The sequence below is a fragment of the Nicoliella sp. ESL1120 genome (genome assembly GCF_058508515.1).
The window spans coordinates 1,295,258-1,311,330 of the sequence record NZ_CP196383.1; the positions used below are offsets into that span (position 1 = coordinate 1,295,258).

14 protein-coding genes are annotated in these 16,073 nt (G+C 38.3%); all 14 read right to left on the reverse strand.

Going from position 1 to position 16,073, the window contains the following annotated elements:
* Positions 1–2: 2 nt before the first annotated feature.
* Positions 3–620 carry a Holliday junction branch migration protein RuvA gene (ruvA, locus tag ACSYTE_RS05625; RefSeq protein ID WP_491716467.1) on the reverse strand — a complete coding sequence of 206 codons (618 nt, stop codon included), beginning with the start codon at positions 618–620 and terminating at the stop codon, positions 3–5.
* A gap of 15 nt (positions 621–635) precedes the next feature.
* Positions 636–2,585 (reverse strand): DNA mismatch repair endonuclease MutL, encoded by a 1,950-nt coding sequence (mutL, locus tag ACSYTE_RS05630; RefSeq protein ID WP_491716468.1) that lies wholly within the window; start codon positions 2,583–2,585, stop codon positions 636–638.
* A gap of 19 nt (positions 2,586–2,604) precedes the next feature.
* On the reverse strand, positions 2,605–5,232 hold the full coding sequence (mutS, locus tag ACSYTE_RS05635) for a DNA mismatch repair protein MutS (protein WP_491716469.1): 2,628 nt from the start codon (positions 5,230–5,232) through the stop codon (positions 2,605–2,607).
* 21 nt (positions 5,233–5,253) lie between these two features.
* A complete protein-coding gene (locus ACSYTE_RS05640) occupies positions 5,254–6,057 on the reverse strand; it encodes a TIGR00282 family metallophosphoesterase (protein ID WP_491716470.1) in 804 nt (267 codons plus the stop codon).
* A gap of 92 nt (positions 6,058–6,149) precedes the next feature.
* A complete protein-coding gene (rny, locus tag ACSYTE_RS05645) occupies positions 6,150–7,709 on the reverse strand; it encodes a ribonuclease Y (RefSeq protein ID WP_491717304.1) in 1,560 nt (519 codons plus the stop codon).
* Positions 7,710–7,889: 180 nt separating this feature from the next.
* Positions 7,890–8,960: a recombinase RecA gene (gene recA, locus ACSYTE_RS05650; RefSeq protein ID WP_491716471.1), complete on the reverse strand. Its 1,071-nt coding sequence runs from the start codon at positions 8,958–8,960 to the stop codon at positions 7,890–7,892.
* Between the two features lie 85 nt (positions 8,961–9,045).
* On the reverse strand, positions 9,046–9,522 hold the full coding sequence (locus ACSYTE_RS05655; RefSeq protein WP_491716472.1) for a nicotinamide-nucleotide amidohydrolase family protein: 477 nt from the start codon (positions 9,520–9,522) through the stop codon (positions 9,046–9,048).
* Between the two features lie 34 nt (positions 9,523–9,556).
* Positions 9,557–10,138, reverse strand: a complete 582-nt coding sequence (gene pgsA, locus ACSYTE_RS05660; protein ID WP_491716473.1) for a CDP-diacylglycerol--glycerol-3-phosphate 3-phosphatidyltransferase — start codon at positions 10,136–10,138, stop codon at positions 9,557–9,559.
* Between the two features lie 53 nt (positions 10,139–10,191).
* Entirely contained in the window at positions 10,192–11,070 is an 879-nt protein-coding gene (locus ACSYTE_RS05665; RefSeq protein ID WP_491716474.1) for a helix-turn-helix domain-containing protein, read from the reverse strand.
* A 94-nt stretch (positions 11,071–11,164) separates the two neighbouring features.
* Positions 11,165–12,454, reverse strand: coding sequence for an EF-P 5-aminopentanol modification-associated protein YfmH (gene yfmH / locus ACSYTE_RS05670; RefSeq protein ID WP_491716475.1), 1,290 nt, complete (start codon positions 12,452–12,454; stop codon positions 11,165–11,167).
* Complete coding sequence (yfmF, locus tag ACSYTE_RS05675; RefSeq protein ID WP_491716476.1) at positions 12,438–13,706, reverse strand: EF-P 5-aminopentanol modification-associated protein YfmF; 1,269 nt, start codon at positions 13,704–13,706, stop codon at positions 12,438–12,440. The genes yfmH and yfmF overlap by 17 nt, the downstream gene beginning before the upstream one ends.
* 89 nt (positions 13,707–13,795) lie before the next feature.
* Positions 13,796–14,647 (reverse strand): amino acid ABC transporter substrate-binding protein, encoded by an 852-nt coding sequence (locus tag ACSYTE_RS05680; protein ID WP_491716477.1) that lies wholly within the window; start codon positions 14,645–14,647, stop codon positions 13,796–13,798.
* Between the two features lie 11 nt (positions 14,648–14,658).
* The gene (locus tag ACSYTE_RS05685; protein WP_491716478.1) at positions 14,659–15,288 is read right to left on the reverse strand and encodes an amino acid ABC transporter ATP-binding protein; all 630 of its coding nucleotides are present in this window, start codon (positions 15,286–15,288) and stop codon (positions 14,659–14,661) included.
* A 20-nt stretch (positions 15,289–15,308) separates the two neighbouring features.
* Positions 15,309–15,962 carry an amino acid ABC transporter permease gene (locus ACSYTE_RS05690; RefSeq protein ID WP_491716479.1) on the reverse strand — a complete coding sequence of 218 codons (654 nt, stop codon included), beginning with the start codon at positions 15,960–15,962 and terminating at the stop codon, positions 15,309–15,311.
* Positions 15,963–16,073: the final 111 nt, after the last annotated feature.

The following is a 16,073-nucleotide window of genomic DNA, read 5'->3' on the forward strand; positions in this document are numbered from 1 at the left end:
TTCTAATATTGAGTTAACAGTTTCAATCCTTCACTTAAATACTGATTGGTATCCATGGGTTCATTAAATGCCAATAGTTGCTTTTCAACCCTTTTTATATCCCTAGCAGAATACCCTAGTGCACTTAATGCACCTAAGGCGTCCTTTAATTCCTTAGTATCATTATTAGCTAACGAATCATCTGCAGAATCCGCAGGCGTTGATTCCACCGCCTGAAACAAATCATCAATTTTACCCTTTAAGTCTAAAACGATTTGCTTTGCAGTTTTTTTACCAACTCCTGGAAACTTCGTCAAAAAGGTAATATTTTCTTCGTTAATTGCCCGCAAAAGGCCCTGATTTTGATTGCCCGCCATAATTGCATTCGCACTTTTGGGGCCGATTCCAGAAACGTTAATCAACTTTTCGAACAATGCTTTATCATCGCGGCTTTGAAAAGCGTATAGCGATTGAAATGAATCCGTTACAACCTGATGAATGTAAATTCGGACCTTCGTTTGGGTATCAACTTGATAGCGGTATGGATCAGCAGTGAACAATAAATAACCAACGTCATTTACGTCCAATACAATGTAGCTGGGGGTAACGACTGTCACGTAGCCGTTCAAATATTCATACATTTAATTTTACCTTCCTTAATCCCGTTTATTCTGGCTTTGATGTGGGTCTTGAATCCGTTTGAACATTTTTTCCATATCGTAATTCGTAAAATGAACCAACACCGGACGACCATGGGGACAATTGAATGGATCTTCGGCTTTCTCCAGTTGTGCAAGTAGTGATACTGCTTGTTTACGATCCAAATGATGGTTAGCCTTAATTGCCTGTTTACAACTCATCATAATTGCAGTTTGAGCCCTAAATTGAGCAACCGTGATTTTACCATTATTCAAAACGCTATCCACCATGTTGCGAATCGTTGCCTCTTCTTGCCCAGCAACGAACCAAGTCGGGTGATGACGAATAATAAAGCTATTCTTACCGAAGGGTTCCAAAAAGATCCCAATTCCTTGAAGTAAATCTAAACGTTCAGACAATTTAATTGCTTCAGTTGTGGAATACTCCAACACAATCGGCACTAATAAATCCTGTTGATCATTGGCAACATTCCCTATCGATTTACGAAACCGTTCATAGTTAATTCGCTCTTGAGCAGCATGCTGGTCAACAATATACAGCCCATCATCAGATTCTGCCAATAAATATGTTCCATGCATTTGTCCAATGTAAATCAAATTCGGAAACTTAGTTGATGAATCGACATTATGAACCTCACTTGACGTTTGGTTGGGGTTTGACTGCATTTCAGCAAACGGCCTAGTCATTGCCAATGGTTCATTCCGATAATGTTCAATAAAGTTATCAACGGCGGTGCCAAATAAATCTTTTCTTGTGTTGATTTTTATCAGCTTGGGAGGCGTTGTTTGCTGGTCTGGTTCAATAACCGTAGGATTTATATTCTCTGCCTTGGCTACCGTTTTAGAATCATGGTCTGTATCAACATGATAATGTTTAGGCTGACGATTAAGATCAAATGCTGTTTGATCATTATGGTAGCGTGGCTTTACCGAACGCTCACGGTTCATTACATCTGGAATTAAATTTTGATTTAAGAACCGCTTCGCAATCGTATTTGTAATTAGATTACAAAGTGCATCCTCCTTGCTGACGCGGACAGTTTGCTTCGTTGGATGAACATTCACATCCACTAGGGTGGGGTCAACTTGAATGTTAATTACTGCGATCGGGTAGCGACCCACCATTAATTTAGAGCCATATCCGGCAACAATGGCTCTGACGATTTGATAATTTTTAATGAAGCGCCCGTTCAAAATCACCACTACGTAATTCCGATTTGCCCGCGTCAATTCGGGCAGGCTGAAATAGCCACTAATTTTAAAATCTAAATCATGACCCTCAAAGGCAAGCATTTTTTGTGCTTTTTTAGCACCATAAATGCCGCCTAGGACTTGAAGCTGATCTCCCCGTCCAGAGGTTCTGAGCAACTCTCGACCGTTGTGCACCAAGGAAAATGAAATTTCTGGATGCCCCAGTGCAATTTGATTTAAAACATCGGTAATTTTTGATAATTCCGTAGAAGGCGTCTTCATATACTTCAGCCGTGCGGGCGTATTAAAAAATAGGTTTTGCACTATTAGGGTAGTCCCGCGCCGTAGTTCGGCTGGCTTATTATCAATTTCTTTGCCGCCGCGAACATGATATTCGACTCCCTGGGTCCCGTTAGAAGTCTTTACGATTACATCAGAAACGGAGGCAATACTTGGTAGGGCTTCACCTCGAAACCCGAGCGAATGCACGTTAAATAAATCACGACGATCGCTAATTTTACTAGTTGCATGACGAGTAAAAGCTAAGGGCAGATCATCTGGATCCATTCCCTTACCATCATCAATCACTTGGATGCTATTAAATCCAGAATCAGTAACGTTGATATCAATTTGGGTACTATCCGCATCGATTGCATTTTCGACTAGTTCCTTAACTACAGAAGCTGGTCTTTCAACTACTTCCCCAGCTGCAATTTGGTTCGATAAAATTGGTGATAATTTATGAATCGCTCCCATCGAACTGCCCCCTTCTTAATTAATCATTCAACCGTTTTTTCCATTGGTAAACCTTATTCATAATATCCATTGGTGTCATTCCCATTAAATCAGTTTTAGCTAAATCGACCAAAACTTGCTTTTCAATTTTACTATGCTTAACTAATTTATCATCAGCTAGTGGTTCTGAAAATAACGCCAGTTGCTGATCTTGTTGTGCTAACTCATCTGGTTGCGGCTGTGGTTGTGCATCCAATGTAGGAGAATTTATTTCTTCATGATTAGAGTGTGCCTCTAAGTCCTTTAAAATCACGTCTGCGCGTTTTAAAAGCGGGCTTGGTAGTCCAGCAATTTTAGCAACATGAATTCCGTATGACTTATCAGCTGCTCCTGGTTTTACCTTGTGTAAAAACACTAGTTCACCATTTTTTTCACTAGCCCCCACATGCACATTTTTCAGATGTGGAAGCTCCTGGTTCAAGGCTGTTAATTCATGGTAATGAGTGGAAAACAGGGTCTTCGCATGAATTTGATCATGAACGTATTCAATAATCGCCTGTGCTAAAGCCATCCCGTCGTAGGTCGCAGTCCCCCGTCCTAGTTCATCAAATAGGATTAAGCTATTGGGCGTTGCCTGTTGCAAAGCTTGATTAGATTCCTTCATTTCGACCATAAAGGTACTTTCGCCACTAATTAAATCATCAGCTGCACCAATTCTAGTAAATATTTGATCAAAAATTGGCATTTGTGCTGATTTGGCGGGGACAAAGCACCCCATCTGAGCCATTATAACCGTTAATGCTAATTGACGCATATAAGTGCTTTTCCCAGACATGTTAGGCCCTGTAATCAATAACACGTTTGTATCATGATCCATCTCAATGTTATTAGGAACATAAACTTGCCGCCCCATTACCTTTTCAACTACCGGATGGCGTCCATCAATAATTTCTAAATCATGATTATCATCCAAAGTGGGACGGACCCAACGATATTCCTCACTAATGCTAGCAAAGCTTTGGAGTACATCTAACGTGGAAATTGCATCCGCTAATTTTTGAAGCCGTTGAATCGATTTTTTGACCTGTTCCCTAATTTCAGAGAATAAATCGTACTCTAAACTCTTTGATTTTTCCTGAGCTTCTAAGATTAACGATTCCTTCTCCTTCAATTCTGGTGTAGAAAAGCGTTCTGCATTGGTTAAGGTCTGTTTTCGTTCATAGCGGTCGCGTGGTAACTTATTCAAGTTCACCTTAGTCACTTCAATATAATAACCAAAAACATGGTTATAGCCAATCTTTAAGTTATTAATACCAGTTGCCTTTCGTTCACGCGCCTCTAAATCAGCTAACCATTGCTTACCGTTTTTCATTGCATCTCGATACTGGTCCAATTGACGACTGTAGCCATCTTGAATCACCCCACCCTCGGTAACTGAGATCGGTGGTTGTTCAACGATTGCAGCATCAATCAAGTTCGCAACATCGTCAACAGGTTCGATATTTTGGTAAATCCCTCCTAATACTTTGGGATTGAGCTGTTCTAAGCAATACTTAATTTGTGGAATTTGATTCAGAGAAGTTTTTAATTGAATTAGATCACGACCATTAACGTTTCCAAAAGCCACCCGACCAGAAAGGCGTTCTAAATCATAAACCTTAATCAAAGCCTCTTGAAGTTGACTCCGTTCAAAATAGTGGTCCAGTAGTTCTTGAACTGCATTTTGTCGCTCAATGATCGCCTGTTTCTTGATCAGTGGACGCGTTAACCACCGCTTTAATTTCCGTCCACCCATTGCTGTTTTAGTGTTATCCAGTAACCACAATAAAGTTCCGGACCTTTTCTTCGTTCTAATATTTTGTGACAGTTCCAAATTATACTGAGAATTATGATCCATTTTTAAAAAATATGAAGGTTCATACGAAATTGCCTGCTGGAGATGGGCTAGATCCCTTTTTTGCGTTTCAGTAATATATGTCAAAAGAATTGCGACGCTTCTTTTTTGAACATCAGTCGGCAATTTTTGGGTTAGATAGCTAGTTTCAGCCATTTTTTTGACACCCTTTTGGTGTGAAACTAAGATTCCTAACTTTTCGAATTTCTTGATCAATTCAGCGCTAACCATATCATCAACAACAATTTCCTTGGTTTGTAAGCTAAGGGACTCATTAATAATGGCGGCTTCACTATTTAAAGCACTTGCACGTAGCTCCCCAGTTGAAAGCTCAGAATATGCAAAACCATATTGATTGTTCTGAGCATCGTAAACTAACGAAGTAAGGTAGTTATTATTTTTGGCATTCGCGACCCCTGATTCAGTTCTTGTTCCTGGTGTAATCAACTGGGTTACTGAACGCTTGACCATTCCCTTAGCTGATTTAGGATCTTCCATCTGTTCACAGATCGCGACCTTATAACCCTTATCCACTAAAATATCAACGTAGTTTTGAATCGCCCGATGTGGCACCCCACACATTGGAATGGGGTCTTTAGAATTACGGTTGCGACTAGTAAGGGTTAATTCTAAAATTTGTGAGCCTTTAACAGCATCATCATTAAACAATTCATAAAAATCCCCCAATCGATACATCAAAAAAGCATCTGGATATTGATCCTTAACTGCTTGGTATTGCTGCATCATCGGCGTTAGTTTCGCTGCACTTGCCATTATAAAGTTCCTTTCATTCTGTTATTTATCATATGGGTGATCTGGATTGATTAGGATGGGGCGAATTTTTGTAGCAAGACCAGTACGATCACTAATATCGATAACACAACCAGATAAGATTCCAGCTCCATTTTCTTCAACAGCGAATCGTACTGGCCGCTGAGTAATAAACCGCTTCAAGATTAAATCAGTCTGCATCCCTAATACGCTATCGTATGGACCAGTCATCCCAGCATCACTCATAAACGCAGTTCCACCAGGTAAAATACGATAGTCATTAGTTTGCACATGGGTATGCGTTCCAATCAATGCCGAAATGCGCCCGTCCAAGTAGCGTGCAATTGCTGTCTTTTCGCTAGTGGTTTCAGCATGAAAGTCAATCAAACAATAATCAATATCATTTTTAAGTGCATCTAAAATCCCATCGATCGTATCAAATGGATTGTTTAGATTATCCATAAAAACTAACCCCTGCAAATTAATCACAGCCACTTTTTTACCATTTACGTTAATAACGGTATAACCCTTTCCGGGGACATCTGGGCCAGGATAATTAGCTGGACGAATTAAGTTGGGCGTATCATCGATAAAGTCTAACAGCTCAGCATTGTTCCAGGCATGGTTTCCTAAGGTGATCACATCTGCCCCAGCATTCATAATTTGCTTGTATCCCTTGTGACTAATTCCCCTACCCACTGCAGTGGAATTTTCTCCATTAACAATGGTAAGCTGCGGCTTTAAGTCCTTCTTTAACTTTGGTAGATATTCTTGTAGCATCGACACTCCGATATTACCAACAGTATCACCAACAAATAATAATCTCATCTAATCTGGGTCCTCGTTTCTTTTTTCGAAAGCATTTTATTTAATTTTAACACGGAAGAAAGTAAATAAAAAAGACCACTGCATGGTCTTTTCTACTTAGCATATTCAACTGATCGAACTTCACGAATAATCGTAACCTTAATGTGACCTGGGTATTCCATGTCAGACTCGATCTTACGTTTAATATTGCGAGCTAACACAACAGCTTGGGTATCTGAAACTTTTTCAGGATTAACGATGACCCTAATTTCACGCCCAGCTTGAATTGCATAGCTTTGTTTTACTTCTTTAAAACTATTACTAATTTTTTCTAAACTATCCAAACGGTGAACAAAGCTTTCTAATGACTTACTCTTTGCTCCTGGTCTGGAAATCGAAATCTTTTCAGCAACGGCAACTAATTCTGAAATCACATAACGTGGTTTTGTCGAATTAGTACTGTCATCAGCTTGAATAGAATCGATAATCACTGGACTTTCGTGGTATTTTTTAGCTAAATCAGCACCGATTTTAACGTGCGATCCATCAGCTTCGTGATCCACAGCCAGTCCAATTTCGTGTAATAATCCTGCGCGTTTTGCTAATGTAACATCCTCACCCAATTCAGCAGCTAATACTCCAGTGAGCTTTGCTACCTCAATCGACCGACTTAAAGCATTTTGTCCGAAGTACATTTTATACTTCAATTTACCAACTAACTTAATCAATTCGTGATTCATTGAATGAATTCCTAAGTCAAAGATGACATCTTCGCCAACTTCTTGAATGTGTTGATCTAATTCACGACGACTTTTCTCAACCATCTCTTCGATCCGAGCTGGATGAATTCGGCCATCCTTAATCAATTTTTCCAAGGCAATTTTGGCAACTTCCCTTCGAATTGGATCAAAACCACTTAGGATAACGGCTTCTGGAGTATCATCAATTACTAAATCAATTCCAGTTAACGTTTCAAAAGTCCGAATGTTCCGACCTTCGCGTCCGATAATCCGTCCCTTCATGTCATCACTTGGTAAGTTAACTACAGACACCGTTGTTTCTGAAACGGTATCAGCAGCGCTTTGTTGAATTGCCTGAACGATCAAATCCTTAGCATTTTCATTTGCATCATGATGCGCCTGATCATAACTAGATTTAATCATCTTGGCTCGCTCGTCAGCTAATTGATTCTTGGTCTCCTTGATAATCAAGTCGCGTGCTTCATCTTGTGATAGAGATGAAACCCTTTCGACTTCAAGTTGACGTTTTTCAACGAGTGATTCTGCTTCTTGTTGTCGCTTGGCAATTTGTTTTTCGTCTGCGTTAAGACGGGCTTCCTTTTTAGTAAACCAATTGTCACGTTTCTCTAATGATGATTCCTTGCGATCGAGGGAATCTTCACGTTGTAATAATCGATCTTCTTGCTTTTGAATTTCAGAACGGCGATCCTTTAATTCTTTTTCAATTTTTGATCGATAGTCATTACTTTCTTCACGTGCTTCAAGAATTGATTCTTTCTTAGTAGTCTCTGCCTGACGCTTTGCCTCAGCTAAAATGTCATCGACATTTTGATGGGCAGCGTTAAGACGCTTTTCAGTTGCACTTTGATGCACTGCTTTTCCAACAAAAAAACCAACGATAATAGCGATGATTGCGACGAGGATTAAATAAATAAATGGCACTATAACACCTCCGCATCATCAAACAATGATTAATTAATCAGTATTTTAGATGTTATTGATTACTATCACACTTACCCATTTTAAATTTTAGAAAGCAAAGTGTCAACTAACTTATAACCATTTCAAAATAAAAAGGTAAATTAAGTTAACTCAATTTACCTATCTTATTATTTATTTATCTTTTTGATTATCGGCATCAGACTTAGCATTACCATCCTTAGGAGTGCCTTCAGCAGCTTCTTTTTCAGCAGCACCGCCCATATTATAAGCTACGCGAACCTTATTGTAGATTTCAGCTTTAACATCAGGATGTTCAACTAAATATTGTTTAGCATTTTCACGCCCTTGACCAATACGATCTTCTCCGTACGAGTACCAAGAACCAGCTTTATTAATGATATCCTTATCAGCAGCCATATCAATTAATTCACCGTCTTGAGAAACCCCTTTTCCATACATGATATCCACTTCACAACGCTTAAATGGAGGAGCAACCTTGTTTTTGGCAACTTTGATCTTAGCGCGACTTCCGATAATATCAGTACCATCTTTAATTTGTTCACCACGCCGAATTTCTAGGCGGATCGTGGAGTAGAACTTAAGGGCCCGTCCACCAGGGGTCGTTTCTGGGTTCCCGAACATCACGCCGACCTTTTCACGAATTTGGTTAATAAATAATGCAATCGTTTTGGTCTTATTGATCGTCCCAGATAGCTTTCTTAAAGCTTGTGACATCAAACGCGCTTGTAAACCAACGTGGGTGTCACCCATTTCACCTTCAATTTCAGCTCTTGGAACTAGTGCAGCCACTGAATCGATTACCACGATATCAATCGCTCCACTAGATACTAGGGCATCGGCTATTTGTAACCCTTGTTCACCCGTATCAGGTTGGGAGAGCAATAAGTCATCAATATTAACCCCTAAGTTAGTTGCATATTCAGGGTCTAAGGCGTTTTCTGCATCAATGTATGCTGCAGTCCCACCTTGCTTTTGAACTTCTGCTACGGCTTGCAAAGCAATCGTAGTTTTACCAGAACTTTCAGGTCCATAGATTTCAACAATCCGTCCACGTGGATATCCACCTACACCAAGTGCATTATCTAAAACTAATGAACCTGATGGAACAGTCGAAATCCGCGTATCACCACGGTCTCCCATCCGCATAATGGAACCTTTACCGAACTCCTTCACAATTCGCTTTAATGCACCGTCAAGTGCTGCCTTGCGTTCGTCAGCCATTCATTTTCCTCCTTATCGTTTCCAAAAAATCATCTTTATATACTATACTAATCAATTATCAAAAATGCAAACAAAAGTTCGTTTTTTATTGTTCTAATCGTTGAGCAAGCATTTCAAATCCCTTTGCAACCGCTGATCTTCTAACTTCGTCTCGATTGCCTTGAAAGTGATAAACGCTAGCAATCGTTGGATGGCCCACAAAACTCAGGCCAATCCAAACCGTTCCCGCAGGATTTCCTTCCAGTGAATCTGGCCCAGCGACTCCCGTAAATGAAACTGCGACCTTAGTATTTAAAATCTGACTCGCCCCACTTGCCATCTCAATTGCAGTTTCTTCGGAAACGACCCCAAATTGCTTGATTGTTTCATCATCAACCCCAACTAACTGATGTTTCACTTCATTAGCATAGGTAACAAATCCGCCCGGAAAAATCGCTGATACGCCAGCGACATCCCCTAACGTGCTTTGAAACATGCCAGCAGTCAAACTTTCTGCAGCTGTGATGGTAAGGCCAGAAGCAATCATCTTTTTAACTAACTGTGTTTGAAACCGATTTGCCATTTTATCACCCTCAATATTTAAATACGTAATAATTTTAAATTGAATTTTTAAATACAGATCCACTTTTAATAAAGTATTCCACACCAGAGTAAACGGTAAAAAACAAACAAATATATAGTAAAATTTCACCAATCGGCACTTTAATTAAGCTAAAAATAAAGTTATTCATAAATAAGAAAATGATCGAAAACATCTGTGAAGCCGTCTTAATTTTACCAGGCCAAGCTGCAGCAATCACTTCACCGTCGTTTTCAACTACGATCAATCTTAACCCCGTGACTGCAAGTTCGCGACAAACAATAATTGCTGCAACCCAAGCTGGAACTTTGCCATATGAAACTAAAATAATAAAGGCACTCATCACGATCATTTTATCAGCTAGTGGATCTGCAAATTTGCCAAAATTAGTAACAAGATGCTGTCTTCTTGCAATTTGACCATCTAAGAAGTCAGTAATTGTTGCCACGGCAAAGATTATTGCCCCAAGCAAGCTATTAATCGCAATCGTACTACCTAGAATGGTAACTGACCCCCAACTAATCGGCAGTACTAAAACTAAAATAAAAATGGGAATTAAAAAGATTCTTAACAGCGTTAATTTATTTGGTAAATTCATTAAAAAACCTCCAAATAAAAAGCCGGGTAAAACTACCCCGCTTTTTATCAATATTATTTACTAAAGTTAAAAGTAATGTTTTGAACTTGTGAATTGCTAGTTAATTTAACAGCTTTTCCGTTAATGTAAAGCTTAGTAGCAGTTGCATTCCCTAAGTTAAGGGTTGCAGAAGTCGTGTTACTTGGTAGCTTAACGGTATGGTTAACGTTTGCATCTTGTGATGCTTGATAAACATTACTACTATTTGCATTAATACTTACCCATGCCTTAGCAGAAGTTTCAATCTTGATTTCACTAGCGGACTTCTTAGTCGTAACACTATAAGTCCCACCATCAGTAGATGTACTTTCAGATTTGATCGTAGTATTTGATGCAGGTGCTTTTTTAGTTGTCTTTTTAGTCACCTTTTTGGCACTGCTGGATTCACTACTAGAACTAGACGATCCAGAAACTGAAACCGAACTACCACTATTAATGTTAGTTTGTTGAGAATTCTTAGAACTCTTGGCAGCAGCAAACCAAATCACTAGGATCACTAGGACCACCGCAACAGAAATGATCGTCACTGGAATGTATCTTCTAATCGTCATATTACGATCGTCTACTTTCCGTTGTGCCGTTCTGCTAGCGATTTTATCTTCACTGACTTTATCAACATATTCTGGGTTTTGAGTTTCAGGAAGTGCCTCATCGAATTGTTTCAATAATTCGGTGCCATCTAACCCAACAGCATCAGCATATTGCTTAACAAACGCCCGAACATAAAAATCACCGGGTAGTTCATCAAATTTATCTTCATCAATTGCAATTAAGTACCGCTTTTGAATTTTAGTATTATTTTGAAGATCATCAATTGTAAGTCCCTTTTTCACACGGGCATCGTGTAATGTTTGACCAATTGATGTTGTTCCTTTTTTATCTTCTTCACTCATCAAAATTACCTCAATATATTTTAAATTTTCACATTATTAAGTATATCATAACAATTGTTGCTAGATAACACTAGTTTGTAGATTGAACAATTTCTTAATCAAAAATATTAGTTGTAACTGCTTTTAAGTCAAATAACTGATCAGCAGCAGCCTTTATATCGGATATTTGAATTGAATTTGTAATCTCTATTTCATCATATAGATTCGTGAAATCATTCATTTGATTGCCTAATCTTGTGGCAATTGTTTCTAGTGAGTTCATCATTAAGACCCGTTGGCCAAGCTTTTCTTTTTTAATCAATTCAAAATCAGCTTTCAAGTCATCTAAGTGAGTATTTACATTTTTAATCACTTCTAAGATGCGATCGATAAATGCTTGTGGATGGTTAGTATTAACGGACAAAAATAAAAAGTAAAATTCACGTTCACAATCTAATTCATAACCAAATGAATCGTCAATGATTCCCTCATCGTATAGTTCAGAATATAACCGCGAATTTTCGGAGAATAATACGCTCAAAAGTAGGGTCATTGCAATTTCTTGTTTGGCTTCGTTTGCTCCCTTAGCGAGTGGTTGAATCCCCTTAATCGCAAGTGCGACTTTGGGTCTTGATATTCCAATATGTTCATGGTGTGAAGCTAAAAATTGGTAAGGGGCTTGTTTTGGAAAAATTCGTTCGATCTTGACAGGGGCTGCAAATTGCTTCTTTGATTGATCAGCTTCAATAAATTGAATAATTTCTGCAAAATCAACGTTACCAACGATTTTAAGCGTCATATTGCTGGGTTGATAAAAGACCCGATATGCCAAATTTAAATCTTCAGCAGTGATTTTAGCAATTGATTCGACCGAACCGGCAATGTCTTGATTCAATGGAAAATCGGGGTAGAGGTTCCGTAACGTTTGGAAAAAGATGCGTGAGTTCGGTTCATCATTGTACATTTGAATTTCTTGGCCAATAATCCCCTTTTCCTTCTCCACTTTTGCTTGGGTAAAGTATGGAATTTGAACATAGTCCAATAGGATCTTTAAATTTTCTTTCACGTGATTAGTCGTTGAAAATAGGTAGTTCGTATCCGTAAAACTAGTGTAAGCATTGGCATTACTTCCGTATTTATTAAATAGGTCGAATGCATCGTATCCATCTTTATCGAACATTTTATGTTCCAAGAAGTGCGCGATTCCAGCTGGAAGCTTCACTGGTTTGCCTGTATCAGGATGAATGAACTCGTTATCAATTGAACCATAATTAACCTCAAGCGTAGCATAGGTCCGATGGTAATCAGGCTTTGGTACCACAATTACCAATAATCCATTTGCTAAGCGCTTGGAGTAAACAGTATCTCCATATACAGGGTAGTGTTTTTTATTCATCGTCATCATCAGCCTGCCCTTCTAAGAAATAAATCGCTTGCATTTCAACTTGTTTGGCCACTTTAATAATATCCGCCTTGGTTACATTATTCACACGGTTACACCATTCCGAAACAGAAATATTTTGATGGGTCAAAGCATCCGAACTGGCCTTCCCAATTAGGTAAAACGGGCTATCTAAACCAGATAACCGTCTGCTGATCAACTCCGCCTTGCCACTTTCGATATCTTCATTGGTAAAATCACCGTTCTGCATCGCAGTTAGTTGTTCAGCAATAATTTTTAAGACCTGATCATAATTCTTAGCGTCAATTCCAGATTGAACGATCACAATCCCATAAGCAGCAGTATATAAACTATCTGCGTAATATGCCAAACTATTCTTTTCTCGAACGTTCTTGAATAGCTTTGAATTAGGCGTTCCACCGAACAAACTGTTAAATAACATCGCGGCGTATTTTAAATCGTCATCATATAAAACAGGAAGGTAGTACGCAATATCCAATTTACTTTGATTTATCTTTTGAACTTCAGTCTTTTTACGAACCGATTGAACAGGCTGGTATGAAGTCTTTAGGTCTAACTGCTCTTCATTTCGTGGCGTAAAATCCATTTTAGTGAACGCTTGTTGGACCTTTGATTCTTCAACGTTACCCAGTACATAAATTTGAATCTGTGAATTAGCTAGCGCTGATTGGTAGATTTCAAACGTTCTTTTCGGATCTGTATCCATTAACTGATCCACCGTTCCATATAATAATTGAGCATAATCAGGATTATCTTGATAGTACAAATCCATTAACTGATTGGATGCGTAGTATTGCTTATTATCTGGAATCGACTTTACATAATTAATGATGTTTCGCTTTTTAATTTCAAAAGCATCTGAATCAAACGCCCCATTCTTGGCAAGTGGTTTAAAAATGACGGCATTTAAAAAACTAACCGCCATTTCAAAAATTGATTCATCTGTTGGTAAGTATTTTTGGTTCGGAAAAGACATGTTGATTCTCAATACATGCAAATGACCACGCCTAAGGACATCCGTCTCAAAGTTAGCCCCGTACATATTCGAAAGCTGCTTTGCTAATAAGGATTGTTCTGGATATTCTTGGTTCCCACTATGCATCATTTCCGAAATAATTGAAAACGCTGCAAATTTTTTATGATCGAGAGGTTCGATAAAATCAATCATAATGCTGTTACTCTTAAACTTATCATTTGAAATTACTTCTAGGTTTACACCATTAATCAATTTCAAATATAATTCCCCCTTTAAAAACTACATAATGTAATATTAAATTATGCCCCATGAAATATCAAACAAAAAAACGAGCAACCGCCCGCTTATTATTTATCGTATTTATTAAGTAATGGTGAGTTATATTGATTTCCAAACCATTTTTGCGTGATTTTCTTGAGTTCACCATTTTTAGCCATGCGATTCAATGATTGGTTAATCTTATTTCTCAAGGTTTTATCACCCTTCCGAACCCCAACCGCTAGCTTAGATTTAGGAAATGACCCAACATAAGTATTATACTTATCAGGCGACGCCTCATGATTAATATAGTAGTTAGCATAAGTACTATCAATCAACAAACCGCTGACCCGCTTAGCATTTAGATCAATGAATGCATTGGTAAATGAATCATACAAGATTGGTTGTTTATTTTTGATCTTATCCTTCAAAATTTTTGGTTGTTGGTCTAAACTGATAATTTCAGCAGATCCAGTCTGAGTTCCTAATTCTTTGCCCTGCATCTCATTAAAATTCTTAATATTAGAGCTCTTTAACGTTACCAACTCTTGATCATTATAAAGGTAGGGTTCCGAAAATGAAATATTTTTAGCCCGCTCTGCGGTTACAGTCAACCCATTCCAAATTAAATCAATCGTTCCATTCCGTAGTTCAGTTACATTCATAGACCAGTCGATTGGCTGAAAATCCACCTTAATGCCATACTGCTTAAATACAGCTCTAGCAAGATCGATATCATAACCAGTTATTTTACCTGCCTTGGTTTCAAAACCAAATGGAACAAAGCTGTCATCTAATCCAATCACAATTTTCTTTTTCTGATTGATTTTATTCCATGTATTTTCTGTATTAGCACGCTGGGTCACTGATTCACAACCGCTCAGACTAATCGCAGCAACCAATATCAGGGCAATTGATAACCATTTATAAATTTTTTTCATGTTATCCCTCCCTACTTAATTGGTTGAACCTTCAGCATATCATCTGCAACCTTCTTAGCAAAATCCATATCATGAGTAATCACGATTTGGGTCACTTCAGTTTGTTTTAAATCAATAATAATTTTAGCAACTTCATCCCTTAAATTAGGATCAAGCGCAGACGTTGGTTCATCATAGCAAATAATCTTTGGATTCATCGCAAGGGCCCGAACAATTGCGACCCGTTGCTTTTGCCCACCAGATAGTTGGAATGGGTAAAGCGATTCCTTACCATCTAGGTTCAATTTATTGATTAATGCCTGTGCCTTTTCACGTGCAGTCGCCTTATCTTGTTTTAAAACTAACTCGGGAGCTAACGTAATGTTTTGCATTACCGTTAAATTAGGAAATAGTTGAAAATCTTGGAAAACGACCCCCACTAAATTATTTTCAGTTGCTGATGGATCAAATCGTTGCCCATCTAATATAAATTCGCCGCCATTAATTTTTTCTAATCCGCTAATACAACGTAGCAAGGTCGTTTTCCCAGCTCCAGATGGTCCTACGATACACATAATCTCATTATCTTTGATTTCAGCATTTAAGCCATCAATAATTGTTCGATCACCATATTTTTTAGTAATATTTTTTAATTCAAGCATTTGTGATTCCCCCTTTTTAATTATTTCCAGTAACTATAGTGTTTTTCAACCCGCCGTAAAATGAACGTCAAAATGGCAGTTAAAGCTAAGTAAATAATGGCAACTAGTACCAATGGTAATAAGGTAACGTCACGTGCAGATGCAACGTTTCCGGCTCTAAGTAAATCTCCGATTCCAATGACATAAACCAATGACGAATCTTTGACGAGGTTAATTACTTCGTTACCAATCGATGGAATTACAATTTTAACCACTTGTGGCACGATAATCTTTCTAAATGTTTGCCAATATGATAATCTCAATACCCGTGCGCTTTCGTATTGGCCTGCAGGGATCGATTGTAATCCCCCTCTAAAGATTTCGGCAAAGTATGCAGTATAATTCAAAACAAAGGCAAACAGTGCCGCATCAAATCGTGGAAAAACAATTTGAATCCCAGGCATCATTGGCAATCCATAGAATACAAAGATCAATTGTAGTAGTAGTGGGCTTCCCCGCATGATCCAAACATAAAATTCCAGTACCGCTTTTAACGGCTTAAATTTGGAAATTAATCCAACCCCAGCAACGATTCCTAATGGAATTGAAAAAATAAGGGTCAAAAAGAAAATTTGGAGGGTCATTTTAACCCCTGATAGTAGTGATGGTAAAATCTCAATAATATAATTAAGCATTTAATTAGCTCCCTTCTATAAATAAAAACGTCCTCCTAGAAATTAATCTAAGAGGACGTGTCCAACGTGGTTCCACCTCAATTTATAGCCTGCTCAAGCAAACTACCTTAG